The following is a 26,190-nucleotide window of genomic DNA, read 5'->3' on the forward strand; positions in this document are numbered from 1 at the left end:
GTAAGCAATAAACTAACAATGAAAATGTAGGTTATATATGAAAGGTATTCTTTTGGCCGGAGGAAGTGGCAGCCGCCTCTACCCTATTACGCTTGGCATATCAAAGCAACTGTTGCCTATTTACAACAAGCCAATGATTTATTATTCATTGTCTGTTCTGATGCTGGCTGGCATTAATGATATTTTACTCATCACCACCACAGAACAACAGGCTGCTTTTCAGCGCTTGCTGGGCGATGGTGGCAGGTTTGGTATAAAGCTGCAATACGCCATTCAAGATAAACCTGAAGGCATCGCACAAGCATTTCTAATTGCAAAGCAATTTATCGGTCAGGATAGCGTTTGTCTGGTACTGGGCGATAACATCTTCTATGGACAAGGCTTTACCCCAATATTACGACGCGCTAAAACCCGATTACCCGGTGCAGTAATTTTTGGCTACAAGGTAAAAGATCCTGAGCGATTTGGAGTGGTGGAGTTTGATGAACAAAATAAGGTGCTTTCGGTCGAAGAAAAACCGGTACATCCTAAGTCTCCTTATGCTATTACCGGTTTGTATTTTTACGACAATCAGATTATTGGCATAGCGCAGAGCGTGACTCCTTCAGCAAGAGGCGAATTGGAAATCACCTCTGTAAATCAAGCCTATCTGGCTCAAAACCAACTAAAAATAGAACTGCTTGGTAGAGGCTTTGCGTGGCTTGACACCGGCACTTATGACAGCCTGGCAGAAGCATCAGCCTTTGTCGAAACAATAGAAAAACGCCAGGGCGATCAAATCGCCTGCCTGGAAGAGATTGCCTATAATAATGGGTGGCTAACATCGCAAGACATTGAAAAATGCCTGCGGGACATACCGGAAGGCAGTTATAAAAATTATTTAACTGAAACGATTTTTTGCTAATACAGCCATCGCATGCTCTGCAATTCATATTTCAGATACCACAATGCGAAATAACCTTAATAATAAGAAGCATAGAATGGAAAATATATATATTTACGGCACCGGCAGCAAAGCACTAAAATTCTTGCCTGCCTTGGCATTAAAGTACCAGATCATCGGTTTTCTGGACAGCGATCTAACACGCAAGGGGCAGTTTCTGCTAGGCGTTGAAATTTTCCATCCGTCATCACTGCCGGTCATCCATTATGATCATATAGTGATTGCCAGCAGCTATATTGACGAAATAAATAAAACCCTGCTCGACAACAACTTAAAAGCTGGTATCCTTATCGAACAGCTGCCAAATATCCTTCAGCTAAACAAAGACTATACACAGCTGGAAAATCACTACCGAGAGCAAAGCACCGAATATATCCCACGTATCCCGTTATTGCAGCAGCATATTGAACAAGCTAGGCTGATAACCGATCGGCAGGAGCTTCTGCAACTTCTTCCTAAAGGTGGCACTGTAGCAGAATTGGGCGTTGCAAATGGAGACTACACAAAACAAATTCTGAACATAAGCGCACCGAAAAAACTACACTTGATCGATATATGGCAGTCGGAGCGCTACAACGAAACACTGTTCCAGAATGTATGCAAAAAATTCGGCGCTGAACTGTCAAAAGGTCAGGTACAAATCCATCGCAAATTATCAGTTGAAGCAGCCGACGATTTTCCAGACCATTATTTTGATTGGATTTACATCGACACAACGCATTGTTACAAAGGTACCAAAGCAGAGCTTGAAACCTATGCAAGTAAAATAAAGCCTGGTGGCATCATCGCAGGCCATGATTACACTATGGGGAATTGGAATAGTCAGTTCAGGTATGGCGTTATGGAAGCAGTGCATGAATTTTGTGTGAAACAAGGCTGGCGAATTAAATATATGACGATGGATTTAAGCGAAAATCAGAGCTTTGCCATAGAAAAAATCAACTGAGAGGCTCGCAACCATGCCAGGTATTTTCGGTCTTAGCTTACACAACACAGACGGTCGGCTCCATTTTACTGCAATGACTCAGAAAATGCGATTGCTGCCAACAATCCATATTAAATCTATCAGCGAAAGTCCGGAATTTTGCTGCGCAACCAGCCATATTGCACTTTTTGCTCATCACGATGTGATAAACAGCGACGTTCAATGCTGGTTTGATGGCGAGCTCTACCAAACAGCCCATTCTAAACCTGATAACGCCCCCGTGCCCGAACCAGCTGAACAGTTGCGCAATGCCTATCTGGCTGGCGAGCTGGCTTCATTTCTGCGAGCGGCCGATGGTGCTTTTAATGCTGTAATTTATGATATGTCGCAAGACAAAGTGCTGCTTATCGCCGACAGATATGGCATGCGAAACCTGTACTATCAGAAAAGTTCTGCGGGTTTATGCTTCGCAGCAGAGGTCAAAGCTATTCTTGCTGCCCGCCTGGCGGTAACAGAACTTGCACAATTATCATTCGATTGTTTTATGGAACTGGGTTACTTACTGGAAGATCATACCTGGTTTAATAACATTAAATTACTCCCACCTGCCACTATTCTTGAATTTGATAAGCGACAGAATAAAAGCCGCCTGCAACGCTACTGGGAATGGTCGGAAATAAAGCAACAGAAACTGAGCTTTGATGACGCTGTCGATCAGGCTGCAGAACTTATGCTCGAATCTGTAAAAAGACGTTTTAACCCGAACAGTAGCCAGGGGGTGTCTTTAAGTGGTGGCTTGGATTCAAGATTTATTCTGGCTTGTATTCACAAACTATGGCCTGATTATCCGGGGCAGGCATATACTTTTGGCACCGAGGAATGTGCAGACATTACGATTTCTAAAGAAGTCATCCGACAAATACCAAACTGGAAACATCATATTAGTCTATTTACTGCCGACAATTGGTTCTCTCCAAGAATACAAAAAGTGTTAATGACCGATGGAATGCTAGATATGCAGCATATGCACGGCAGTGAGTTCCTGCAGTTGCTTAATTATAAAATAGATATGAACGGCTATGCTGGAGATGCAATACTTGGAGGAAGTTTTCTGGATGCAAAATCTTGTGACCAACGTATTACACCTGCATTAGCCAGGCGCTTTTATGGTGCGTTCACTGAATATTGTGACCTTAATGACACAATTTATGATTTACCACACTTTGAACCTCACCTTTATATGAACCGTATCAGGCGTCTTACCCAAATGGGTGTGGTCAATAGCCAGTTTGATTTGGAAATAAGACGTCCTTTTATGTCAAACAATTTACTTGAATTCGTATTTAGTATTCCTGACCATTACCGTTTAAACAACAAACTTTACGGCACCCTGCTAAGCCGTCATTTTCCTAAGTTTTACCGTAACATACGCTGGCAGAAAACTGGCTGGCCGATATCGGAACAATGCCCTGCAGGCACTGCAGCTGTATCAGGTATAGCCCCACCTGATTTCGGTAAACTCCAGGCATATATCAATTATGAAAATTTAATTAGACAACCTGATGCCGTTGCATCCCTGACAAGGCTACTGAATAACCCCAATGCGCTCTGGCGCCAACTAACAGACGTAGATTATTATAGAGAATTTTTCATTCCGCATATTTATGCAAATCTGAACAGATGCAATAAAATACTTAGATTAGCCACTGTAGAAATATATCTACAGAACACAAAAAACTAACCATCAATAAAAAATTACATAAAAAAACATTCAACCAGAGTATTGTATATGACAGAATCCGAGAAATTTTTAAATGTCATGATTAGGAAAGAATCACTCAGTTTTTTCGGAGTACAAGATGAAAACATCCTAACTAACATATGCGCTATCTGGCACAACGACAGAAACAAACATTGGCGCTGGAACGAAGTTGAACAATACGATGACCATAAAGGAAAAATACTTGATATGGCAGCTGGTGTAGGAACATTCTTACTCTACGGCTTGCATCAGGGATATGATATCTATGGGATTTAGCCAGAACAATGGAAGATAGATTACATCAATAAAAAATAAAAGAGAATAAATACCCACAATGGTACAACGAAAGAATAATTCAAGCTATAGGCGAAAGCATCCCATTCCCTGATAACCATTTCGATTACGTGACATCTTATCAAACTATAGAACATGTCTAAGATGTAGAAAAGTGCCTTTCTGAAATGTTAAGGGTATTAAAACCGGGAGGAAAATTAAGAATAAATGCACCTGACTACAGAGGTTGGTTCGAACCTCATTATCTGCTACCTTTTTTGCCAACAATGAACCGACAGCTGGCTAGAATTTATTTAACACTGTTACGCCGGCCAACTTCTGGTCTCGATAGTCTGAACTGGACCACAACACCAAAGCTGCTGCAGTATCTGAACCAATATCGGAATATCAGCTATCTGGATCTGACGCAGTTATACAATGAACGCGCTATCACCAAAATCCAGCAGGATTATAAAGTATCGATACTGCTAGCCAAACTAATTAATTGGTTAAAACAAGCCAAGCGAATGTTCAAACAAGAACAATACATCAACCTGGTTATCAGAAAGTCAACAAACTAAAACCAAGTATAAGCTAGTACACTGGTTCAAGTCAGGACGATTTCAGTAAGCTGGTAAGGACCTCAGTTACCCGCTCTTGTTGTGTCTGGCTGATCCCTATCCACAAGGGTAACCGGATAATCCGGTCGGACAGAGAATCGGTCATCGCCATGTCACCATGCACCCGGCCCAGCCGTTGACCAGCCGGAGAAGAGTGCAAAGGTACATAATGAAATACTGTACTGATTTGCTGCGCTTTTAACCCATTGATCACAGCCTGTCGATCCTGATGATCCGGCAGTAGAATATAGTACATATGGGCATTGTGCTGGCATTCGGCAGGGATAATTGGCCGGCGTAACAAACCTTCAGTCTCAAGAGGCTCCAGCAGCTGATGATAAAAGTCCCAAGACGACAACCGCCGTTGCGTAATGCTATCCGCCTCTTGCAACTGCGCCCATAAAAACGCGGCAATAAGCTCCCCCGGTAAAAATGAAGAGCCTGTGCTTTGCCAGGTATACTTGTCAACTTCCCCACGAAAAAACCGACTGCGATCCGTACCTTTTTCACGAATAATCTCCGCATGCCGGACAAAATCTTCCCGGTTCACCAGCAGCGCACCTCCCTCGCCGGAAATGACGTTTTTAGTTTCATGAAAACTGTAAGCACCCAGATCACCAATACTGCCTAACACCTTGCCTTTGTAGCTGGCCATCACGCCCTGTGCGGCATCCTCAACTACCAATAAACCATGCCGGCAGGCGATTGCCATAATTTTATCCATCTCACAGGCAACCCCAGCATAATGCACAGGTACAATTGCCCTTGTCCTAGACGTGATGGCATCCTCTATCAGCTTTTCATCAATATTCAGGGTATCGGGTCTGATATCAACGAAAACAGGTACTGCACCGCGCAAAACAAAGGCATTGGCGGTCGACACAAAAGTGTATGACGGCATAATAACTTCATCACCCGGCTGGATCTCCAACAGTAAAGCTGCCATTTCCAGAGCCGCCGTACATGAATTAGTTAATAAAGCAGATTTTGATCCAGTAGTATGTTCAAGCCACTTATGACAGAAAGAGGTAAACCTCCCATCCCCAGATAACTGCCCTTTATGATGTGATTCTGATATGAAATGGAGCTCCTTGCCAGTCATATAGGGACGGTTAAAAGGAATTATATCGTTACACATGGTAATACCTACCGTTATTTGAAAAAAATCTAGTCCTAATACTTAAATCTCTTATTTCACTAAGATCTGAAAAATTTTCTATTTTAATTAATTTGACTAACCCTGAACCACATATAACTACAGGCTTTTTATCTGAAAAAAAAAGAATTTTACCTATATTCTTCTCCCTTCGCACAATGTTAACATCTTCAAAAACAACACATTCTACCACTCTAACTAATTTGCCATTCATAAATGATTTTGCACCAGCATAAGGATAACCTACTGAGTCGCAAAACCTTGATATAAACTCAGAACTTTCGCTCCAATCTATAAAATAGTCATAATCATCACGCCACACACTGTATGAAGCATATTCAGAAGACTGGGCAATACCGAGGATATTTTCACCTGAAAGCATTTTTTCGAGAAGAAAAACCACAATCTCAACATAAATTTCTATCGAAAGCTTAATTGCATCGCAAACCTTAATTGGGTAATCAACAAACCTTGATTTACAAATAATAACATCACCAGAATCCGCATCATTATCCGCAAAAATAGCCGAGACTGAAATTTCTTTATCCTTATTCAATAAAGCAGTTACCAAAGGATTGAATCCTCTATAAGCTGGCAGCTTAGAGTCATGGAGAACAATAAGGTTTTTGTTACACGAAATTAACCAGCGCCAACCAATACAAATTCTGTAAAAGTAATCATCATCACTTGCTAAACAAGGTTCAGCTCCTCGGCTGTAGAAAGGCAAGTCATATTCAACGCATACAGACTTAATTTCTTCAAAAAAATCATTTGAAACACCTAAATCCCTTCCAATAACGACATAAGATATTATTCGGCGATAGTAGGCAAGAGATGCTCTTAAAACATGTAAGCCTTTTTCGCCAACGACAAATAGCGCTACTCTAACATCAGTCATTAAAAACCTCGTACCACTGCGCAATTAGATTTTCAATGCTATGTATTGCGTAAACAATTTCATCGTTGCAATTTCGTTCTATTAGGTTTAACCCTTCAGGACTAAAGTCATTAAAATCATTAACCTCAATACCCTGACTTAAAAAATAAAACCATTGCGCTGTATTTTTCTTAATATATAACTTTTTTCCATACCCTAACAAATGTATTGAAACTCCCATAGCCTGCTGCCTATCATGATTAAAAACACCTACATCAATAGCCCTCAAAAAACTCCGATATTTATCCCATGACATATAATTGGTTATTGGTTTAAAAGAATCTCCCAACTTACGCTCACCATAGGATATAACTTTACTCGCGTAATCAAGATCACCATATGATAAAGGAACATAAAAATCACAATTACTCCAAGAGTAAAAAGAAATTTTTTCTATAATTTCAAAATGATTATTTGAGGATGAGGCAGAATTCCCTAACAAAAAACTCATCTTTGAATTACCATTTACAGCATGGTCAATTATAATTTCGGAATCATGAATAACATTGCTAGAATACATAAGACATCTGTAATGTTTACCTTGTGCACCGTAAAGTTCTCTGACATATTCAATATCCTTCGGAATATATGTCACTAGTCCTTTAACGTTTTTGATTACAATATGTCGACTATCACTATGTCTTTCGGGAAAGTAAAAATCCCCGCCCCACATAACCCAATAACTTTTTTCTAAAAGCATAGACTCACGTATAAGCAACTGATCAATTTTATCCCGCCATAAACCATGAAGAATAATTTTCCTGGCGTCTTGCATATAAGCCGCTAAAGTCGTGAAAATATCTTCATCTGTATGTAAAAATTCAACACCATGACTAGGAGTCAGACCGAACAGATACTTCTCACTAGTAATAAAAACATATTTGTGTTGCCCCCGGCCGAAATGCTTGTCAACGAAATCGATAAACGGTGAGAGAAACTTTTCTGGCGTCATCACATGCAATATCATGATGCTCTTTCCCCTGCTTCAGCCATAAATGACAGTATATTTTTTGTTATTTCTTTATAGGAGAAAATTTCTTTGGCAGAAAAGGCATGAACTTCCGGTCCTTCGCTTTGCCAAAATAACCTAACCTTTTGATAAAAAAAACTTAAATTAACAAAGCCTTCGTCTCCATTGGTTCTATATAATCCAGGGAAACGGCTATAGTCGAAAGAATCGTTATGACTAATTAACATAGGGAAACCGCGAGCAAGATACTCCCTTACTTTTAGAACTTCAAATGTGCCGTTCGGATCAAGACGATGCAACCCAAGACTTGCCACGCCAAGCGAACATTGCTTATATATATCATCTAGTGCTTTTCCTGTAAGCGCACCAGTAAAACAGATGTAAGCGCCCAACCCTAAAGATTCTACAAGTTGCTGGAGATTGATTTTGGCTGGTCCGTCACCGACAATATAAAAACAAAACCGAATGTCAGGATGCTTGGAGATAAATTCGGGTATGGATTTTATAACTCTGTCATATCCATGCCAATTGGATATCCAGCCTACACCAATCAAGCAAAAAGCTGTCGTATCCTTTTGTTTTTCAAGTGGCGGAATTAAGTCGAAGTCTACACCATTAGAAATTTTTTTAATTTTATGCCCAAGAAAAATACTATTATTTTCAGTAAACGATGGGGAGAAAACCCCGCTTACATAAGGCTGCAACTTATCTTGTAATAACCTATCAGTTTCAGCCCATTCGGTACTGAGTTCTTTATGATACGGGAACGTAGGTACTTCAAAAAAAACTTTACTAGTTGCAGTGCTGCATTTTTCGGCGCATAACACCATTTTGTCATCCATCATCGGTATATATCTGAAATACCAATAATCATTACTATAGCTTTTTTCAGAAAACAGCGTTGCCAGCTCTGAAAAAAAAGTAAGAGGTTTAATAGCGGGTAAAAGCACTTCAGTTTTAGTAAGTTGACCATCCAGAAATAATAGCCGGACTAGCGCAGGGCCATCGCAACAAAACAAAGAAACAATAACTCCATTCGAGGAAAAGCCTTTTGCTTGCCCTATAGTTTTATTCTTTATCCCAAGCATTCCTTTAGTCTGCAAATTTACATTCACCACTAGACCTATTTTTTTTTTCATATAGCCTGGTCCTTAAAAATCTACATATCAATAATCGTTTTTATGTTTGCAAAATTTCGTCCAATTTCTCTACGAATTTCTTCCCGGTATGCTCGACTAGCAATAATGATATTTTGAATTTTGTCGGTACAATCAGATTCAGACGTAATACAAGGAATACCAAACAGCGTCTGATTAATAAGCTTTTTATCTATAATATAATCGGGTTTTTTACCTATTTTGTTTAGCAAAAACACTAACCGCTGCCCTAATGCACCAGCACCATAGATAGAAAAATGCTCATGCTGAATGGTGTAATCAATAACCTCTAACAAAGAATCATCATAAAATCTTGCAGCCAGGGAGCTGTAAAAACCATAAAAAAAATAATCTACATCATTGACACGGTGCCGATGCGGCGGCCTCAAAGGCATCTTTCCTACAGGTAAACCAATCAAAATTTCATGAAATTTATTTAGACAAACATATTTACCAGACAAAGTAAGTAATCGATCTTTTTCTTCCCCTGAAATATAGCCTGCCATCTGTTCAAGCGACACTAGCAATTCGGGTTGTAACGCCGTTAAATCATTAATAAGCTCTTTTGGAGAAGTAGATACCAGCTCAAAATATTTAACTATAATACAAAAAATGTTTTTTCGGCTTAGAATATACTTTTCGAATTTATCTTTTAGTAAGGCAGAAATAATGTCAACCCAAACTAAAATTAATGTTCTTTGCATTTCATCCTGATTAGTCGACATAGAATGTTCTGATTTATGATAAATCACCAAAGGATTATGCAAGGTAGAAAAGCGATATCCACTCAATGCTATCCTGAAAATAAAATCATAATCTTCATGGCCGCCATCAACTTTAGATTCTGTCGAGAACAAAACGCCTTCTTCTAGTGCTTTTTTTGGAAAAAAATAACAGTGCGGTGGGCCTATATTGAAATTGATCAGTGCATCTATGGGATCGGAAAAAGCGGGTATAATATCGACTTCATGAGATTCATATTTTTCTATAAATCCACATACGTTAATAACATTACCTTGAGTCGCCACAAGCATGGTTAACTGTTCTTCGATGCATTGGGGCAGTAACTCATCATCTGCGTCGAGAAATTTGATATAACTGCCAGAAACAGCTTTTATTCCTCGATTTCTTGCAGAAGATAATCCAGAATTTTCTTGCCGGATAACAGCAACATCCTTAATAGCATAACGCCTTGATAAAGTAACAGGCGTATAACTTCCATCATCAATGATAATAACTTCTATATTTTTATGTGTTTGCTTTTCTATAGATGCCAAACATCTGTCTAGTAAGTCATTATGATTAAAGCAGGGGATAATAATGCTTACTTTAAATAGGTTCAGATCAATCATCATAACACCCTGTCCTCGTTGATTCCTATATCAGCCAGCAACAGAAAAAATGCTAACGTCTTTTCTACCAACTCTCTTGTAGTATTCTTTGATAACTTGGGTAATATCTGACGCAAAAGCTGCTGATGCAACGAGATAGCAATGATCGTAAAGACTGAAAGCGTCATTTAACGACATAATCGGATAACCATTTACACTAAGCCCATGCAATGCAGGGTTACTGTCTACTACAGCTTGAACTTCTAATCCCATCATCATCGCCGTGTCAATCATCTGATAGCCAAGTTGGCCGCCACCGTAAATAACCACCTTAGAAAAATTTTCTGCTTTCACTTTGCTGACTAAAGTAACACAGAGCAACTGAAAATCAGTATCATTAAAGCAATCTAAATAGCGCTGCATCAACCATTGAGGAAATTGGCACGTTACGACCGCCTGCGGCCATTTAGTACCATTTTCCCCTCTGTAACCGCGATTATGCTGCACATCCAACATAAACCTCTCGGGTCCTTTGCTGTTTAGTTTGTTAAAGTCGTTCTGTGAGCATATTGTTGAGTAATTATTCACGCCGGCGTTATCGTCAAACAATAATTTGCCAAGCAAAGAGGCTTCGGTATAAGTCGGCAACTCAAGCAAAGTATAAATTTCTTGTAATGCCATCGCTCTGCAATCCATATTGGTTAATATTTCTGGACTTACATAATTTAGCATATGACTTAGATGCCTTGATGCTATGAACACCCCTTGTTCAAAATGTGAAAGACTTTCATCTTGTGCCTCACAGATAAACACTCTGGAAGTTTTAGGGGTCACCTTGCCTGAATCTGATAACTCATAACCTGTTGTAGTGCTATTTCTGCCAGTAAGTAGTATTTCTAATACTTCAGGACTAAACGTAATCTGCTTTTGCCTTGTAATATTCTCTTGTGTTACTGGAAAATAGGTTAGATAAGGCACTGTTAACGCATTTTTAGCCATCGATGGAATTGAAAACATTAAATAATTCATCGTTATTGGCGATGTGCCAGCAAGACATTTGTTGAGCCAGTTTGTGGTGTTCCCTCTTGCGCCAATGTCGATCATAGCCACCTGTTGTGCAGAACCAAATATATCTTTGGTATATTGCAACAATAGTTCTCTGGCATTTGTGCTTGCTTGTTCGGCCGCAGCCTGTACCTCATTAGAATATAAATATTGCTGCAAATCATCCTGTTCAATAGCGCTGATTAATAACGAATTCTCCTGTACACTTAAATTTTCAGGTAAGTCAGGTAGCTTTAACTCATTCACTAAATCTTTTAAAGTGTAATTGCGACGCAAAGAAAAGTGATTAATCGCATCTTTATCCAGTTTTTGCATAGCCGGTAAAAATGCAGCACTGCGAGATATATAAAAATCTTTCACCTGAATATCCAACTTTAAAGCTGACGCCGCAGCCCTTAATAAAGGTGTAAATATTATCGCCTCACGCATAATAGGGCACAGTAGCTTTACACCTCTGCGGTGTGCATCTACCACAACCCATAAACAGAAACCAGCCAGCACGGGCCCATAGAGTGCAGCACCGAAATGTCTGAAAAAATTATTTTTTGCCGGTTCTCTGAGATTACCCAAACGATAAAGAGTAGATAAAGGGTTCTCCTTCGTCGCATTGCCTAATACTAAATGGCGCTGGGTTAGTGCTGTTTCTCTATGAATACCCCCAAGATACAATGAAGTAATACCGAAACGCTGCGCCTGCACTGTATCAGATACTAGGTTATCCCCCAGATGCAAAATGCATTGGGGCAGTACATCAGGGTAGCGTTGAAACAGTACGGTAAACAATTTGCCTGTTGCTTTATTCAGCTTATGCTCACAAGAAAGCAGCAGTTCGGCATCGTTCACAGCAATAGCCGCCTTTGCAAACATCCTTAAAATAAACTGCCGATCAAAATAAGTATCACTGGTAAAAGCAATAAATTTGCCATTTTGTCTAAGATCATCAAGCAAAGATAGTAAATAAGGGTTGGGGAATGAAAACTCTAACTCGACATTTAATTCTAACTCCGCAATTTTATCGCTCTGCAACAAATACACTGGAGCCTGTTGCCATATCTCAGCGAAAGAAACTTCGGTAGTGTTTTCCTGCTTAGCTTTAGTTTTTCGGGCTACTTTCTCCATCTCAATCCGGATTAGGGCGAATTCTGTCGCCGTCATGCTGCTATCCAGCAAACCTTCAGCAATCGCTCTGCGGCCCACTTCCAAAAAGATATCCTGTGGTACCTTTACCGCTCGGTGCAAAATAGTATCGAAAATATCTAGTGATACCAGTTCGTAATTGAAAACATCAACGTTTTTAAGATCCGGTAGTAAAGACCAATGAAATACCGTCCCGCTCATACAACGTTCCTTACCATCCAAGATAAAATTATTGCAACTCTCTATTGAGTTGCAGTAAAACCGACATAGCCTGCTTTATTGACGTAGATGAGATATTTTGTGTTCTTGGCAGATACTTTACCTCACACAAAGCGCTAAGCTCATCAAATTTTCCCTGCCAGTCATCGCCCATAACGAAAGTATTAACCTGGTATTTTCTAATGTCATCAATCTTCTGCTGCCAGCTGTGTTCAGGAATAACCAAGTCGACGTAGCGACAGCTTGCCAGCACTTTTACACGGTGTTCGTAAGGCACTATAGTGGTTTTGCCTTTTTCGTTCAGGTTAAATTCGTCGGTTGATACACCAACAATAAGCCGGTCGCCCAAGGATCTTGCTCGTTTTAATAAGTTTACATGGCCAACATGAAACAAATCAAAAGTACCATAGGTGATTACAGTTTTCATGCTCGCTATTACTCCGTGTTACACGATTAATTATCGGCTATAAAACTAAACTGACAATTTATTATTTGGTCTCATCTAACTTTAAAGGCTCATTACAAAAATCATCTACAACAGCTTGAAGATAATCATGCCAAACCGACACCACATAGTTATATTGTTTTAAAGCCTCTAATAAGTTTTCTTTATCAGTCATAAAAGATATTAATTTTGTTAGCAGGCCTAATATGTAGGTGGTACTGCCATGCAGAAGTGGAAATAAAAAACTACCCTGCTCAGCTGACAGCTGTTTAAATAATTGCCATTGTTGCTCTACCTGTTGTTTAGCAGCTGTACTATCTGTTATTTCGGTTGAAATTAAATCACACCATTGCTCAATACTGGTTCTGACTTGGTTAATATTAAATACAGTGAGTAATTGCCCTGTCTGTGGAAAGAAACTCTCTTGATAAAATGCAGTTGTTAAGAAGTGCTGTAGATTCTCTTGAACATGGCCGTTACATTCTGTAATCAAAATATTTGCAGGTTGCAGCGATACCGCGCCTTTAACCTTTGCGCCATCACTGCAGTTATATACTTCAACTTGTGCACCATAAGCCGCAATTGTTTTTTCCATGATCTGCCGAGAAACATCAAATTCAACTTTAGTTTGGACTGTAGGCCTAAAGTTACCTTCTACTGTTATCCCTTCACCGTGCACTTTTTTATAATCATAAATTGCTTTTCCGTCCTGATTATAATAAGCCGAGTGTTTAGAGTGATGGTTATCAGCATCTATATAGCCAAGATCGACTCCAAATAAATATAATTGCTTAAACCCAGCATGTAATGCAAAACTTATGGCTAAATTAGATACCGTTGGATAAGCAAAAGGGATACTGGCGATATCTACTGTGTTAGGTAATAACTGTTTAAAAATATAAGCAGCAGCCTCACCATCTTTAAAAGCTAAAAATGCATCAGCAAACAACGCAGCTGAATCAGGGTGTAAGCCATTTATAGATAAGGCATATATACCTTTTAAATAAGCTTGATCTTTAATTTGAGTAATCCAGCGATAACTAGAGCGATTTTGTTCTGCTTCTGTATGAAAATCGGGTTTAATTCCCAGTTTATAGAGGGCTTTTAATGCTGTGCCACAACTAATCACAATTGCATTATGACGATGCTCTTTTAAGTACTCAATACTGTCATCTAAACTTGGACCATTGCCTACAATAAATACTGGAGTTTCTGTTGTGGGATGATGTGAATATAAAGCTCTATCGGCTTTTAGCCAATTAAAACCAGTTTTAAAATTAGTATAGGTATGACTAATGCCAAAACGTGCCTCATCATAATAATCTCCCATAGCTAAAATCACTTTAAGTTGATGCTTTAATAGCTCAATATCGCGAGTTAAAAACGGGTTTTCATAGGCTTGTAGCATTTTAGTATCAGCAATAGTGTGAGCACCTGCCTGATAAAACTGCTGCATAATATCAGCAAAGTAATCTGTTTCACTGCCGCCTATATTTAAATATATTTGTTGCTCTTGTTTTGTCGCAGTATCAAAAAATTGCTGCCAATCAAAACTGAATAAACTGGCATAAAAAAAGTCAACATTAGGCTCAAAAATATATAGTTGTTTAACAGAAAAGTTCTGATTTATTTTAGATATATGCTGCCCACAACCAATACCAAAGATAATTAAAGAGTTAAGCTCATTAACCTGGTATTGCTGCATAGTGGCCATTTGGTTAAATACACTCTGCAACTTATTGATGCTTTTATAATGCACATAATGTGAAAACTTCCACACCACATTTTTTCCAATTAAAAAGTTATCTTGATGCGCTTTACTAAAAAAATTTGCAACCGTTTTTTCTGCATCTAACAAACAATCTTTATATAAAAATAAATTACGTTTTTTATGCCAGAGGTTCGGCCGTTTCTTATGATTAACAAAAAACCATTGTTTTGGTTGATAATTAGCAATTAAATTAACTAAGCTAGGATAATGCTGCTTAAATGCCGCTATATTTTGTTTAAACTTTAACTTAGTTTCTTTACAAACTTCTGTAGATAATTCAGCATTACCTAGTATGTTTTCAGCTCTTGTCGGAAGATAATTCTCAGCCCCATGTAAGCCAGTAAATACTGTCTTTTTTACCCCTAATTGGCGAGCATCAATTACCGACTCTATTAAAAAATTAATGACTTCGTCCATTACAGGATGAGCTATATGGCGATAAATAAACAGCTCTTTCAACCCAAGCTTATACTGAATTAAATCTGCAATTACCGACTCTACATTGTTTCCATCACTGCCTAATTGAATAGAAATGAGTGTGCCATGCTTTTCAGCTAACTGGTAAATACTTAACCAGTCAATAACCTGCATAGCACTATAAAAGAAATCAAGTTCAGGCTCGTAAATGACCAGCACACTTGGCGGATTTTGCTTTAATAATAATTCAATTTGATAACCAAGCCCTAAACCAAATAAAATGACTGTACTTGAATCTGATAAATTTTTGGTTGGCCAATATATTTTTTTTACATCAGTGCTTTCTGATAAATCAATATATACTGCTGCTTCTCTGAATTGCTGAACTTCGCTTATAATTTCGGTTTTAGGGTCAATAGAATATATTGCTTGCCCAGTATTTAAATCAACAATATTAGGCTGATTACGCTTGGTACAGAATATTTTATATTGGTTTACTTTATAACCCGATAATTGCTTTAAAATATTTGGGCAATAAAGCGAGAAAGCATCTAGATTAGCGCTAAATTGTGTCGATAAAATATTAGTAAAGGATTGCTCTAATAAAGCCTGCTCAGTTGGGTTGGAATGGATTTGATCTTGATAGGAGTTTAACATGACCACCTTTTACAAGTTAACGAAAACTACTTATTCGTATCGTAACTAGCATTAGCTTTTCTTGCACGATTTAATTGGCTAATTTCTGCCATTACATCTGCTTTTAAATCGTTTATCAGTTCTACTTGCTGATTTAACCACTCTAGCTCTTGATTTAATTGCTCTGTTAATTGGTTATTGGATGTGTTTTTCAGCAAAAGCTGACGATATTCAACAATCTTAAATATCGTCAATTCTATATCAGGCTGCTCAGAGTTAATCTGCTGACTTATTTCAACTTTTAATTGCTCTAAAGTCTCAAAAGTAGCTGTAAAGTCTACCATTAAGCCACACCAATACCTTGCGAACTTTGTGATTGCATATTGTATGCCTTTTCTCTATCTGCAACTGAAATTTGATCCCAAGCTGATTTAATCGTTAAAAGAATATCCATAACTTCTTGCACTTTTTCAATACTCATTTCACGGCTAGCGACAATAAGATGTTCATGCATAAAGCCATATAATGAATGTAGGTTATTAGATATTTCACCACTAACATTCATATCAATAGATGATTGTAATGAGTTAATAATGGCCATTGCTTTTGATAAGGTAGTCGATTTTCCACTGTAATCTTTACGCTCAATAAAGCCTTTGGCTTTAGCCATATTTTCTAAAGCACCTTGCATTAAAAGTTGGATCACACGATGTGGATCCGCTACGGCTAAATCATCTTTAACTCCGACTGATTTATAGGCTTTAATTCCGTAACTCATAGCTATTTACTCCGTTGTAAAGAAAACCTGCGAAATATCATTATGACTTTTTATTAGTACCAAACCCTGGCAGACTTGTTAGCGCTGCAGTCACATTAGTTTGAGTGCGTTGCATTTCAGCTAATAAGCTATCTAATGCTTGGTAACGGCTACGTAATGATTTTTCGAAACTTTCTATATATCGGCTAGCTGCTTCAGAAGCTTTAGTATTATTTGCAATTTGTTTATTAATTGACGATTCTTTGCTCGAAAATATGCCTCCAGACTTATTAAAGCCTTTAATAAAAGTATCTAAAGAATTAATTAAGCCGGATTCATTACCAAACATCTTGCCAATAGCATCAAAGTTCTCATCTAAAGCTTTATCAAAACGCTTTTGACCGCTAGTTTCGCTATATTCAGTTGAAGTACTTATTTCTAACTTACCATCTTTATTAAAGGTTATGCCTAACGAGTATAATGAATTCATCTCATCATCACTGCCGCCAATAGTGTTACCCAAAATAGCCCTCATTTGTGACATCATATTAAAAGGCAACGGATCACCTTTTAGTGCACCTGCATTGCCTGTAACGGTTTTACCATCTGCACCTAGAGTTCGGCTTTTTGTTAAATTATTAACTTGATCAACCAGCTGATTATAACTATCCATAAAAGCTTTAATATTGCTTTTTGCTGTCTCTTTATTTACACCCACTTCAAGCTTAGCATTATTACCATCAGGAGTTTTTTGTAACACTGTTAAACTGATATCCTGGACGACATCGGTAAAGGTATTAGAGGCGCTAGTGGCGGTTATACCATCTATTTCAACAATTGCATTTTGCGCTGACTGAACTGCGATTAAACCTGCTGTAGGCCCTGTAGGTTGCGTAGAGATTGCATCTAACTCAGCATTATCATTAGAGATAACCAAATCATTGCCGTCTCCTGTTACAGATGAGCTTAAAACTAATTTAGTACCAACACTGCCACCAGCATTAATGATATTGGCATTTACGCCAAAGTTATCGCCACTGTCATTTATTTTTAACCGTAATTGCTCTAGAGTCATGCCAGCAGTTACCTCAATATCAAAGCTTTTACTGCCAGCAGTAAAGGTTAATTTACCATCACTAGTGGCGATTACATTATCAGCACTGCTATAGCCTAAATCTGCCGATTCTAATCGACTGCCTTGAGCTAATTGATTTACTTTAATATCAAAACTAGAAGCTGACGCCGTAGCACTAGCAGTAGCTTCAATAAAGCTTTTACCTTCAATGGGTTGGTTAATGGTGACTGAGCGTTGTTTAAATTTATCACCACTAAGTTTATTAGCAGCATCTTGAAAGGCCGATAAAGCAGATTTAAGTTTGCCCATACCCGACAAAGAAGCGTCTAAGGTTGCTTTAGTTTTATTAATCCGACTAAATCTATTTTCTCGCTCGGCATCAACAAAGCTTGTCACTAATTCATTCAATGGCAAGCCAGATGCCGCACCTAAGAAATTAATATTTGACATAGCAACCTCATTACTTAATTAATTTAAAGCTTACTTATACTTTACTGTTTACCAGTAAGCCTAATGACTGTCCCATCTCCTCTTGCAACTTTTTAATATCTTGCGAGACTCTTAACAATTCTTCAGATGGTATTTGCCTAATCATTTGATCTGTATTTTTATCTATTACTTTTACTACTGTTCTACCTGATTCTTCATCCATAGTAAACGTTAATGAACGTTGCTCAAAAACGGCAGCCTTATTAACTATGGATAAAGCTTGTTCAACTTCAGCATCCGATGGCTCTTCCACTTTAGCTGCGGGCATACTTAAACTTTTACTATCCGGTTCGATTAACGAAACCACTTTATCACTTTTTTCAGCCGAACTCATATCATTGATATGGCTATTATCTTGCTTAAGATTAGTAACCATTGAGGTGCTGTTTATACTGTTCATAATTTCCCCCCCCCCAAGAGTAAAGCTAAATGCAGCCTAAACTGCAGTTAGCTTAATCTTATTTAGCCTAATAACGATAAGGCTGCTTGTGGACGCTGGTTAGCTTGCGCTAAAACCGTTTGACTGGTTTGCTGTAAAATTTGAGTGCGAGTCAATTCAGCGGTTTCTTTAGCAAAGTCGGTATCACGAATACGTGAGCGTGCACTAGATACGTTTTCAGACACATTAGACAAGTTACGAATCGTTGCCTGGAAACGGTTTTGTACCGCACCTAAATCTGCACGTTTGCCATCAACAAGTTTAATTGCAGCATCAATTCCTGCCATCGCGGCTGAAGCACCCGTAGCACTTCCTGGCGCAGTTGCTAAATCATACGTATTTAAACTTAAACCGGTTGCATCCCATGTAGCCGCAGAACTAACGTTAACTGAAATAAAGTCACTCGCTGTCGCTTGCGCACCTACTAATACTTTCGCTGAAAAGTCACCTGTTAATAACTTTTGACCACCAAACTCAGTAGTATCAGCAATACGTGTTATTTCTTTTCTTAATGAGTCAAACTCTTTTTGTAATGCAGCTTTATCATCATCATTAGAGATACCATTTTGTGCTTGTACCGCTAAAGTCCGCATACGTTGTAGTGAAGTTGTCATTTCATCAAAAGCACCTTCAGCAACTTGGGCTAATGAAATACCGTCGTTGGCATTACGTGATGCTTGGTCTAAACCATTAATTTGGCTGGTTAAACGGTTAGAGATTTGCAGGCCAGCTGCATCGTCTGCCGCGCTATTAATCCGCATACCTGAAGATAAGCGTTTAAAGGCCGTATCTAAGGCGCCGCCAGAATTCATTAACTGACGCTGAGCGTTTAATGAAGATGTATTAGTGTTTACAAATAAGGCCATGAGTCACTCCTTAGTTTTCAGTTTAAGTAACAGACTAAAAACTATAATTTTAAGTTGGGTTTCCCCGTTAATTTAACCAAGCTGCAACTTGGCTTATACAGGGTATCGGCATGGCATTTATTTACTTTAGCTTTTTTTTATTATTTTTAATTTTAATTTCTCTATAGTCATTGCTAGGGCATATAAATAAAAAAAGCTACCTTAAGGTAGCTTTTTATTAAGCGAGTCACTCCACTGAAGCATTTTCCGGCAAGAAGCTGGGATACTGCAATATCCCACTGCCTCAGCTTATTTCAAATTAGCCTTGTAACAAACTTAAGGCTGCTTGTGGACGTTGGTTTGCCTGGGCTAAAACCGTTTGACTGGTTTGCTGTAAAATTTGGGCACGGGTTAATTCTGCCGTTTCTTTAGCAAAGTCAGTATCACGAATACGGGCACGTGCACTAGATACGTTTTCAGACACATTAGACAAGTTACGAATCGTTGCCTGGAAACGGTTTTGTACCGCACCTAAATCTGCACGTTTGCCATCAACAAGTTTAATTGCAGCATCAATTCCTGCCATCGCGGCTGAAGCACCCGTAGCACTTCCTGGCGCAGTTGCTAAATCATACGCATTTAAACTTAAACCGGTTGCATCCCATGTAGTCACAGCAGAACTAACGTTAACTGAAATAAAGTCACTCGCTGTCGCTTGCGCACCTACTAATACTTTCGCTGAAAAGTCACCTGTTAATAACTTTTGACCACCAAACTCAGTAGTATCAGCAATACGTGTTATTTCTTTTCTTAATGAGTCAAACTCTTTTTGTAATGCAGCTTTATCATCATCATTAGAGATACCATTTTGTGCTTGTACCGCTAAAGTCCGCATACGTTGTAGTGAAGTTGTCATTTCATCAAAAGCACCTTCAGCAACTTGGGCTAATGAAATACCGTCGTTGGCATTACGTGATGCTTGGTCTAAACCATTAATTTGGCTGGTTAAACGGTTAGAGATTTGCAGGCCAGCTGCATCGTCTGCCGCGCTATTAATCCGCATACCTGATGATAAGCGTTTGAAGGCAGTATCTAAGGCATTGCCTGAGTTAATCATTTGACGTTGTGCGTTTAAAGATGATGTATTTGTATTTACGAATAAAGCCATGATGTATTCCTCGCTTTTTAATCTATTCTTGGCAATATTATTTGTTATTGCCTGTGTCTTGCCGTGTTAAATATGTATCGGACGCATGCAGGGAAACTTGAGGGATTTTTTTGAAAATTATCGTGTTTTGCAAAAGTAGTTAATTTAAGAGGCTAAAAAGCGATAAAACCCGCGTTATTGCTAACAGCGGGTCAGAGTAAAGCAGTAAAGCTATTGTAGAATTATTCAACTTACCGGATATAATCAAAAAGAGTTGAAGCAGACATTTTGCTAAAAGTAGACGACGCTGCTTGCATAGCCACTTCTTGGCGTTTTATTTCTGTCATTGCTGCGGCAAAGTCCACCTCGGCTAAATCGGCCCGATACTCTTTATGTTTAATTGTTAAGTCTTCATTATTATTAAACACACTATCGAGTACGTTATTTCTACCACCTAGGTTAGCTAAGCTGCTATCAATACGCCTAGCACTTGCCTCTGTTTGGGCTAAAGCATCAGCAATAGCCTCATTAACCGCTCCACGTGAGACTGATGGATTTTCTAATACTTGAATAAAATCGTTTAACGTATTTAAAATATTCTTTTTTTCGGGTAGCGGTAAGTCGAAGTTTATTTGTCCTGGTGCCGCTGCAGCGCCATCAATTTTTATTGTTAAACCTTGAAATAAAATATCCTCTCCAGGGACAAAGGTCCCCGTTACTGCAGGCGTTAAGGCTGAACCATTTTGTAAGATTTGATAATTATTTGCCGCATCAATTGTGATGTTATAGGTATTATTAGCCGGAGTTAAATTATCGTAGTTTGCAATATAAAAAGCATTAAATTTAGTTTGATCAGAAACCTCTATACCTGCAGCAGTGGCTCCCCCTAATACAATAGTTGTATCTGAGGGTTTAAAGCGAGCAAATACATCATCAAATATCGCTTTACCGCTATCATTACCTGGCATTTTTATTGATGGTGATATTTGCAAAGCACGAAAGCCATCATCACCTTTAAATTGATATTCACCAGTGACAGGGTCTTTTTCATAAGCTGCACTTCTATCCTGGTAGCCCGCGAAAATATAACTACCTTCAGAGTTTTTGGTATTCATGGCATCAAACATTTCTGCTTGAATATTTCTTAACTCTAAGGCAAGCGCTTCACGCTCTGCAGGACCATAAGTAGCATTACCTGCAGCCTGGGCTAAAGTACTAATGCGATCATAAGAAGTGCGCATATTGATTAGCACGGTTTCTTCTAGCGCCAAGTTATTCTTTAATAGCACACTGTTTTTTTGAAACTGTTCTATTTGTGCTAAGTTTTGATCTAAACCGAGCACTTTTGCTGATGCTGCAGGGTCGTCAGCTGGCGATAAAATTCGGGTTTGCTTAACTAATTGCTCTTCTGCACGCGACATTCTTTTTTGCGCATCTAAGATACCATTTAGACTTTGCTTAAATTGCATATTAAAAGAGATCCGCATAATTATTACCTCACCGCTTGTAATAGGGTGTCAAAAACAGTTTGTGACGTTGATATAATCTTCGAGGCCGCAGCATAACTTTGTTGAAAACGGACTAAGTTTGCAGCTTCTTCATCTAAACTGACACCAGATAAAGATTCATACCATTGTGTAGTTTGAGCTAAAATGGCCGAGTTGGCTTCTTCGCTGGTTCGAGCTTGGCGTGTACGCTCACCAATACTGCCTACCATAGTGGCATAAGATTGATTAAAGCTATATTTATTAGCTGCCGAGCTAGCACTAGAGTCGGCATTACGGCGCATGGTTGAGGCACTTTGTAGTTCAGCAAAAGCTAAGCCGTTACGGTTGTCATTAATACCGCCTTGATTAAACTCTAAGGTAAAGGTATCGCCAGGCTTAGGCTGGCCACTGATATTAAAGTCAAAACCTAAATCATCAGCAATACCAGCTTGCTTTAAAATTTCATTATAATTATTTGAACCAAAAGTAGCCGTGAATGTAGTAGCTGCGCTATCAGTAATTTCAAACTGATCACTACCTAAATATGTAATCGTATAAGGCGCATTAGCTAAAAATGGAGCTGGGCTGGTATCAGTTGACGTTACCGTTAAATCTTCAATGCGACCATTACCTAAATTGGCACTATTAAAAACACCACGAACTGGGCTTGCCAGTGCAATATCCTCTGGTCGGTTAGTGGCCATCTCTAATCGGCGAGCAGCTGTGCTTAATGGGTTAAGTAAAAACTTTTCACCGGTTGCAGAACTGTTACTAATGGTCATTTCTAAACCATACAAGTCCCCATCTGGTGAGTCGGCAGCATTTATCGTCACGTCGGTTGAGAAGTCAAGCCCGGTAATGGTTTTATCTGTACCTGGGATCACATTACCTTTGCCATCTACAGCTTCCAATAATACTGTACCGGGTGTGCCATTATTTACAATAGTGACCATAAAATCTGTTAAGGGTAAGTCGCCCGACTTTCCGGGTTCAATATTATAGTTAATACTACCGACATTACCTGCAAAGCTAAGGGCAGCAAAACTGGGTAAAGTAAATAAATTATCGCCTATGCCACCACTTAACGTCATACCAAGTTTATTTTGACTATTCATTGAATCAGCTAAAGATAAACTTAGCTGGCCTAGTTGCCGCTGCACTGGGTCAAGGATCTCTTCACGAAAAGCCACTACAGCACCAAGTTTACCGCCAATTTCTTTTACATTTACATCTCGTAATACGGTCTTTTTTGAATTTAGCTGTAACTGCAATTCTTTACGGTTTGGATCAGGCTCGCCATTTAAGGCTAGCAACTGAAAATCGCCCTGCTCAACAACAAGTGACTGGCCACCTGCCATAAAAACCAACTTTTCGCCGTTATCCGCATCTAAGGTGCTTATTTCAAGCATTTCAGATAGTTTTAAAATAGCTAGATCGCGTTTATCTAATAAGTCTAATGGTACCGGCCGTGTCGCACCTTTACCGTAAGAGGCAATATCTTTATTGTAAGTCGCAATTTGCTTAATTAAGTTATTAGATTCGTTTACGTATATATCAAGTTGCTGATTTACATACTTTTCTTGGTCTAAGATCAGATTAGACATGCCATCAAAGCGGTCGATTAAGGCCTGAGACGAACCAATTATAAGTTGCCTATTTGATAACTGAGTTGGATCATTATTAGCCGTTTGAATTTGCGCAAACAAGTCATTCATGCCAGTAGCTATGCTATTGGCTGGATTAGAAAACAAGGCATCTACTCGGTTAGCTTCATTAACAAACTGACTAGCAAAGGCTAAATTAGAGGTATCGCGGCGCATTTGCTTTAAGGTAAACTCGTTTACTAAACGCTCTGTTGTGCCACGACCTACCCCTAAACCAAATTGCTGGGCTTCAAATTCGGTACGCTGCCGTACATAGCCTGGGGTATTAATATTACCAATATTATTACTGGTAGTATTTAGCAAACTGCTATTAGCTAAAACGGCAGAAGTACCAATTCTAAGTAAATTATCTGACATATTTGGCTCCATAGCAGGCTTGATTAAAAGTTACAGCCCCATTAGTGTTATTAATCGGCATCTGGCGACATTCCTTGAGCGTTATTTTCTTCAAGCTGCTCTTGCTTTCGCACTTGTTCAATAGTTGGGCTTTGGTATACCGCCATAATTTTTTGGGCATAAGCTGGATCTGTGGCATAACCAGCAGCTTGTAACTCAGTAAAATATTGCTCGGTATCTTGCGTTGCTTGCAGCGCTTGTTGATAACGCGGATTATTGCGAATAAATTGGCTGTAATCTTCTAGGCTTTGTTCTGGTGAACTATAAGATCTAAAGCTAGCTTGTTCTTTTTGCGCCACCCCTTGACGATATTCTAAAGTATTCACTAGCGCTGTTTTACCCTGCCAGCCATTATTGGCTTTAATGCCAAAGAAGTTAAAGCTTTGTTCGCCATTAACGCCTTGTATCATCCGTTGCCCCCAACCGGTTTCAAGTGCAGCTTGGGCTATTAACGCCATTGGATCTAAGCCTAATACTTTGGCTGTTTGTTTAGCTGCTGGTAATAGTGCTTTAACAAAATCAGCTGGGCTGTCTACTTGCCACTTTTCTGGTGCATCTTTAGTTGGTTTAGCTGTCGCTATAGCCGTTACTTCTGTTAATGCCTTGTCTGATGTCACTTTATTGGCATTTATAGCTGCCATACTAGGCCTTGTTAATGCCACTGGCGGCATCATATAAGTAGTAGCTTGCCGCTCTGTCGGTAATGCCATAGTACGGGTAGTAGATAATGGCATAGGTTCACCGCTTGGGGATTTTTTCTGTACAGCAGGGCTAAGCTGCTGGATCATTAAATCTGCTAATCCTAAGCTGCCATTTTTAGCTAAGTCGGTTGCTAATTGGCTATCATGCATATCACGATAAAACTTAGTGCTTTCACTATTCATCATACCTTCTGCTTCAAAAGCTTCACTGGCTTTACGCATACTGGTTAATAACATACTGACAAAAATAGCCTCAAATTGCTCAGCCGCCTGACGTAATGCACCTGGCTGATCACTTTTCGACTTGCTGCGAATATTCTGCAGACTGGTTAAATCATGATAAGACACATTATTAGGCGACTGGCTCATATTAAATCACCACTAATTCGCCGTGAATAGCACCGGCTTCTTTTAAGGCTTCTAAAATCGCCATTAAATCACCTGGCGCGGCACCAACTGCATTTACGGTGCGCACTAAGTCATCTAAGGTGACACCTGGATCAAATTTAAACATCCGTGATTGCTCACGGCTAACATCAATAATTGAATTTTCTTCAAGGGCCGTTACCCCATCACTAAAAGGCGCTGGCTGCGATACTCTTGGGTTTTCTGCTATGGTAACCGTTAAGCCGCCATGGGTAATGGCCGCTGGAAATAACCGCACTTCTTTACCAATTACAATAGTGCCAGTGCGTGAGTTAATAATTATTTTTGCCGAGCTATCACCCGGTTCAAACGTTAAATTTTCTAAGGTAGATAAATAGGATACCCGCTGATTAATATCCCGTGGCGCTCTTACTTGAACTGACGTAGCATCAAGTGAATGGGCTGTATCGGCGCCAATAAAGTTATTAATGGTATCAGCTAAGCGTTTTGAGGTTGTAAAGTCAGATCGCTTTAAATTTAAGGTAATAAAGTCGCCTTGAGCAAAAGGCGTATTTACTTCGCGCTCGACCATAGCACCATTAGGAATGCGCCCCACTGTTGGCGTATTAACCAAAATGCGTGAACCATCTAAGCCTTCAGCACCTAAACCGCTAACTATTAAGCTGCCTTGGGCAACGGCATAAACATTGCCGTCTAAACCCGTTAAAAAGGTTTGCATTAAGGTGCCGCCACGTAAGCTTTTAGCACTACCAATTGACGATACCGTAATATCTACCGTCTGACCAGGTTTAGCAAAAGCAGGTAATTCAGCGCTGACACTGACTGCAGCAACGTTTTTAATTTGCGCCCGCATATTTGCTGGCAATGCAATACCAAAATTGCTCAGCATAGTGCGAAAGCTTTGCTCAGTAAAAGGGCTTTGCTCACCGGTACCTGGCAACCCCACTACTAAACCATAGCCTACTAATTGGTTAGATCTAACACCTTGCACATCAGCCACATCTTTAATTCGTGCAGCATAACTAGGTAGCGCCAGCAT

24 protein-coding genes are annotated in these 26,190 nt (G+C 39.2%); 6 read left to right on the top strand and 18 right to left on the bottom strand.

The genetic code is table 11. The features are described 5' to 3' along the window. The first annotated feature begins 37 nt into the window (after nucleotides 1-37). The 6 genes from rfbA to RDV63_RS12875 all read left to right on the top strand — a co-directional run bounded on the left by rfbA (nucleotide 38) and on the right by RDV63_RS12875 (nucleotide 4,484). On the top strand, nucleotides 38-904 hold the full coding sequence (rfbA, locus tag RDV63_RS12855; protein WP_313909905.1) for a glucose-1-phosphate thymidylyltransferase RfbA: 867 nt from the start codon (nucleotides 38-40) through the stop codon (nucleotides 902-904). A gap of 76 nt (nucleotides 905-980) precedes the next feature. Then, entirely contained in the window at nucleotides 981-1,889 is a 909-nt protein-coding gene (locus RDV63_RS12860) for a class I SAM-dependent methyltransferase (protein ID WP_313909906.1), read from the top strand. A 13-nt stretch (nucleotides 1,890-1,902) separates the two neighbouring features. Further along, the gene (locus RDV63_RS12865) at nucleotides 1,903-3,609 is read left to right on the top strand and encodes an asparagine synthase-related protein (RefSeq protein WP_313909907.1); all 1,707 of its coding nucleotides are present in this window, start codon (nucleotides 1,903-1,905) and stop codon (nucleotides 3,607-3,609) included. A gap of 48 nt (nucleotides 3,610-3,657) precedes the next feature. Beyond that, nucleotides 3,658-3,906 carry a hypothetical protein gene (locus RDV63_RS12870; RefSeq protein WP_313909908.1) on the top strand — a complete coding sequence of 83 codons (249 nt, stop codon included), beginning with the start codon at nucleotides 3,658-3,660 and terminating at the stop codon, nucleotides 3,904-3,906. Between the two features lie 77 nt (nucleotides 3,907-3,983). Beyond that, nucleotides 3,984-4,067, top strand: coding sequence for a methyltransferase domain-containing protein (locus RDV63_RS15295; RefSeq protein ID WP_409934862.1), 84 nt, complete (start codon nucleotides 3,984-3,986; stop codon nucleotides 4,065-4,067). Between the two features lie 24 nt (nucleotides 4,068-4,091). Continuing rightward, nucleotides 4,092-4,484 carry a hypothetical protein gene (locus RDV63_RS12875; protein ID WP_313909909.1) on the top strand — a complete coding sequence of 131 codons (393 nt, stop codon included), beginning with the start codon at nucleotides 4,092-4,094 and terminating at the stop codon, nucleotides 4,482-4,484. Between the two features lie 31 nt (nucleotides 4,485-4,515). On the opposite strand, the gene rffA is transcribed toward RDV63_RS12875, so the two are convergent. The 18 genes from rffA to RDV63_RS12965 all read right to left on the bottom strand — a co-directional run bounded on the left by rffA (nucleotide 4,516) and on the right by RDV63_RS12965 (nucleotide 26,190). Beyond that, nucleotides 4,516-5,661, bottom strand: a complete 1,146-nt coding sequence (rffA, locus tag RDV63_RS12880) for a dTDP-4-amino-4,6-dideoxygalactose transaminase (protein WP_313909910.1) — start codon at nucleotides 5,659-5,661, stop codon at nucleotides 4,516-4,518. Next, complete coding sequence (locus RDV63_RS12885; protein WP_313909911.1) at nucleotides 5,654-6,577, bottom strand: formyltransferase family protein; 924 nt, start codon at nucleotides 6,575-6,577, stop codon at nucleotides 5,654-5,656. Before RDV63_RS12885 ends, rffA begins: the two co-directional genes overlap by 8 nt. Beyond that, nucleotides 6,570-7,568, bottom strand: coding sequence for a TDP-N-acetylfucosamine:lipid II N-acetylfucosaminyltransferase (locus tag RDV63_RS12890; RefSeq protein ID WP_313910419.1), 999 nt, complete (start codon nucleotides 7,566-7,568; stop codon nucleotides 6,570-6,572). Before RDV63_RS12890 ends, RDV63_RS12885 begins: the two co-directional genes overlap by 8 nt. Nucleotides 7,569-7,579: 11 nt before the next feature. Further along, nucleotides 7,580-8,725, bottom strand: coding sequence for a glycosyltransferase (locus tag RDV63_RS12895; RefSeq protein WP_313909912.1), 1,146 nt, complete (start codon nucleotides 8,723-8,725; stop codon nucleotides 7,580-7,582). Between the two features lie 20 nt (nucleotides 8,726-8,745). After that, complete coding sequence (locus RDV63_RS12900; protein ID WP_313909913.1) at nucleotides 8,746-10,098, bottom strand: glycosyltransferase family 2 protein; 1,353 nt, start codon at nucleotides 10,096-10,098, stop codon at nucleotides 8,746-8,748. 27 nt (nucleotides 10,099-10,125) lie between these two features. Then, entirely contained in the window at nucleotides 10,126-12,477 is a 2,352-nt protein-coding gene (locus RDV63_RS12905) for a hypothetical protein (RefSeq protein ID WP_313909914.1), read from the bottom strand. A gap of 28 nt (nucleotides 12,478-12,505) precedes the next feature. Further along, entirely contained in the window at nucleotides 12,506-12,922 is a 417-nt protein-coding gene (gene tagD / locus RDV63_RS12910; protein WP_313909915.1) for a glycerol-3-phosphate cytidylyltransferase, read from the bottom strand. A 61-nt stretch (nucleotides 12,923-12,983) separates the two neighbouring features. Then, the gene (locus RDV63_RS12915; protein WP_313909916.1) at nucleotides 12,984-15,785 is read right to left on the bottom strand and encodes a 6-hydroxymethylpterin diphosphokinase MptE-like protein; all 2,802 of its coding nucleotides are present in this window, start codon (nucleotides 15,783-15,785) and stop codon (nucleotides 12,984-12,986) included. A 26-nt stretch (nucleotides 15,786-15,811) separates the two neighbouring features. Next, a complete protein-coding gene (locus RDV63_RS12920; protein WP_313909917.1) occupies nucleotides 15,812-16,108 on the bottom strand; it encodes a hypothetical protein in 297 nt (98 codons plus the stop codon). Next, nucleotides 16,108-16,542 carry a flagellar export chaperone FliS gene (fliS, locus tag RDV63_RS12925; protein ID WP_313909918.1) on the bottom strand — a complete coding sequence of 145 codons (435 nt, stop codon included), beginning with the start codon at nucleotides 16,540-16,542 and terminating at the stop codon, nucleotides 16,108-16,110. Before fliS ends, RDV63_RS12920 begins: the two co-directional genes overlap by 1 nt. Before the next feature lie 40 nt (nucleotides 16,543-16,582). Beyond that, complete coding sequence (gene fliD, locus RDV63_RS12930; RefSeq protein WP_313909919.1) at nucleotides 16,583-18,046, bottom strand: flagellar filament capping protein FliD; 1,464 nt, start codon at nucleotides 18,044-18,046, stop codon at nucleotides 16,583-16,585. 34 nt (nucleotides 18,047-18,080) lie between these two features. After that, nucleotides 18,081-18,485: a flagellar protein FlaG gene (locus RDV63_RS12935; protein WP_313909920.1), complete on the bottom strand. Its 405-nt coding sequence runs from the start codon at nucleotides 18,483-18,485 to the stop codon at nucleotides 18,081-18,083. A 62-nt stretch (nucleotides 18,486-18,547) separates the two neighbouring features. Continuing rightward, nucleotides 18,548-19,390 carry a flagellin gene (locus RDV63_RS12940; RefSeq protein WP_313909921.1) on the bottom strand — a complete coding sequence of 281 codons (843 nt, stop codon included), beginning with the start codon at nucleotides 19,388-19,390 and terminating at the stop codon, nucleotides 18,548-18,550. Nucleotides 19,391-19,688: 298 nt separating this feature from the next. Continuing rightward, on the bottom strand, nucleotides 19,689-20,537 hold the full coding sequence (locus RDV63_RS12945; RefSeq protein ID WP_313909922.1) for a flagellin: 849 nt from the start codon (nucleotides 20,535-20,537) through the stop codon (nucleotides 19,689-19,691). 230 nt (nucleotides 20,538-20,767) lie between these two features. Then, a complete protein-coding gene (gene flgL / locus RDV63_RS12950; protein WP_313909923.1) occupies nucleotides 20,768-22,003 on the bottom strand; it encodes a flagellar hook-associated protein FlgL in 1,236 nt (411 codons plus the stop codon). Between the two features lie 5 nt (nucleotides 22,004-22,008). Beyond that, nucleotides 22,009-24,024, bottom strand: coding sequence for a flagellar hook-associated protein FlgK (flgK, locus tag RDV63_RS12955; protein ID WP_313909924.1), 2,016 nt, complete (start codon nucleotides 24,022-24,024; stop codon nucleotides 22,009-22,011). A 50-nt stretch (nucleotides 24,025-24,074) separates the two neighbouring features. Continuing rightward, complete coding sequence (flgJ, locus tag RDV63_RS12960) at nucleotides 24,075-25,133, bottom strand: flagellar assembly peptidoglycan hydrolase FlgJ (protein WP_313909925.1); 1,059 nt, start codon at nucleotides 25,131-25,133, stop codon at nucleotides 24,075-24,077. A gap of 1 nt (nucleotide 25,134) precedes the next feature. Continuing rightward, the gene (locus RDV63_RS12965) at nucleotides 25,135-26,190 is read right to left on the bottom strand and encodes a flagellar basal body P-ring protein FlgI (RefSeq protein ID WP_409934863.1); all 1,056 of its coding nucleotides are present in this window, start codon (nucleotides 26,188-26,190) and stop codon (nucleotides 25,135-25,137) included.

Origin of the sequence: Rheinheimera sp. MMS21-TC3 (assembly GCF_032229285.1) — a bacterium.
In the GTDB taxonomy this organism is placed as follows: Bacteria; Pseudomonadota; Gammaproteobacteria; order Enterobacterales; family Alteromonadaceae; genus Alishewanella.

Excerpts from the sequence above, each read along its gene's own strand:
- rfbA (WP_313909905.1), top strand. The coding sequence starts at position 38 with ATGAAAGGTATTCTTTTGGCCGGAGGAAGTGGCAGCCGCCTCTACCCT.
- RDV63_RS12860 (WP_313909906.1), top strand. The coding sequence starts at position 981 with ATGGAAAATATATATATTTACGGCACCGGCAGCAAAGCACTAAAATTC.
- RDV63_RS12865 (WP_313909907.1), top strand. The coding sequence starts at position 1,903 with ATGCCAGGTATTTTCGGTCTTAGCTTACACAACACAGACGGTCGGCTC.
- RDV63_RS12870 (WP_313909908.1), top strand. The coding sequence starts at position 3,658 with ATGACAGAATCCGAGAAATTTTTAAATGTCATGATTAGGAAAGAATCA.
- RDV63_RS12875 (WP_313909909.1), top strand. The coding sequence starts at position 4,092 with ATGTTAAGGGTATTAAAACCGGGAGGAAAATTAAGAATAAATGCACCT.
- rffA (WP_313909910.1), bottom strand. The coding sequence starts at position 5,661 with ATGTGTAACGATATAATTCCTTTTAACCGTCCCTATATGACTGGCAAG.
- RDV63_RS12885 (WP_313909911.1), bottom strand. The coding sequence starts at position 6,577 with ATGACTGATGTTAGAGTAGCGCTATTTGTCGTTGGCGAAAAAGGCTTA.
- RDV63_RS12890 (WP_313910419.1), bottom strand. The coding sequence starts at position 7,568 with ATGACGCCAGAAAAGTTTCTCTCACCGTTTATCGATTTCGTTGACAAG.
- RDV63_RS12895 (WP_313909912.1), bottom strand. The coding sequence starts at position 8,725 with ATGAAAAAAAAAATAGGTCTAGTGGTGAATGTAAATTTGCAGACTAAA.
- RDV63_RS12900 (WP_313909913.1), bottom strand. The coding sequence starts at position 10,098 with ATGATGATTGATCTGAACCTATTTAAAGTAAGCATTATTATCCCCTGC.
- RDV63_RS12905 (WP_313909914.1), bottom strand. The coding sequence starts at position 12,477 with ATGAGCGGGACGGTATTTCATTGGTCTTTACTACCGGATCTTAAAAAC.
- tagD (WP_313909915.1), bottom strand. The coding sequence starts at position 12,922 with ATGAAAACTGTAATCACCTATGGTACTTTTGATTTGTTTCATGTTGGC.
- RDV63_RS12915 (WP_313909916.1), bottom strand. The coding sequence starts at position 15,785 with ATGTTAAACTCCTATCAAGATCAAATCCATTCCAACCCAACTGAGCAG.
- RDV63_RS12920 (WP_313909917.1), bottom strand. The coding sequence starts at position 16,108 with ATGGTAGACTTTACAGCTACTTTTGAGACTTTAGAGCAATTAAAAGTT.
- fliS (WP_313909918.1), bottom strand. The coding sequence starts at position 16,542 with ATGAGTTACGGAATTAAAGCCTATAAATCAGTCGGAGTTAAAGATGAT.
- fliD (WP_313909919.1), bottom strand. The coding sequence starts at position 18,046 with ATGTCAAATATTAATTTCTTAGGTGCGGCATCTGGCTTGCCATTGAAT.
- RDV63_RS12935 (WP_313909920.1), bottom strand. The coding sequence starts at position 18,485 with ATGAACAGTATAAACAGCACCTCAATGGTTACTAATCTTAAGCAAGAT.
- RDV63_RS12940 (WP_313909921.1), bottom strand. The coding sequence starts at position 19,390 with ATGGCCTTATTTGTAAACACTAATACATCTTCATTAAACGCTCAGCGT.
- RDV63_RS12945 (WP_313909922.1), bottom strand. The coding sequence starts at position 20,537 with ATGGCTTTATTCGTAAATACAAATACATCATCTTTAAACGCACAACGT.
- flgL (WP_313909923.1), bottom strand. The coding sequence starts at position 22,003 with ATGCGGATCTCTTTTAATATGCAATTTAAGCAAAGTCTAAATGGTATC.
- flgK (WP_313909924.1), bottom strand. The coding sequence starts at position 24,024 with ATGTCAGATAATTTACTTAGAATTGGTACTTCTGCCGTTTTAGCTAAT.
- flgJ (WP_313909925.1), bottom strand. The coding sequence starts at position 25,133 with ATGAGCCAGTCGCCTAATAATGTGTCTTATCATGATTTAACCAGTCTG.
- RDV63_RS12965 (WP_409934863.1), bottom strand. The coding sequence starts at position 26,190 with ATGCTGGCGCTACCTAGTTATGCTGCACGAATTAAAGATGTGGCTGAT.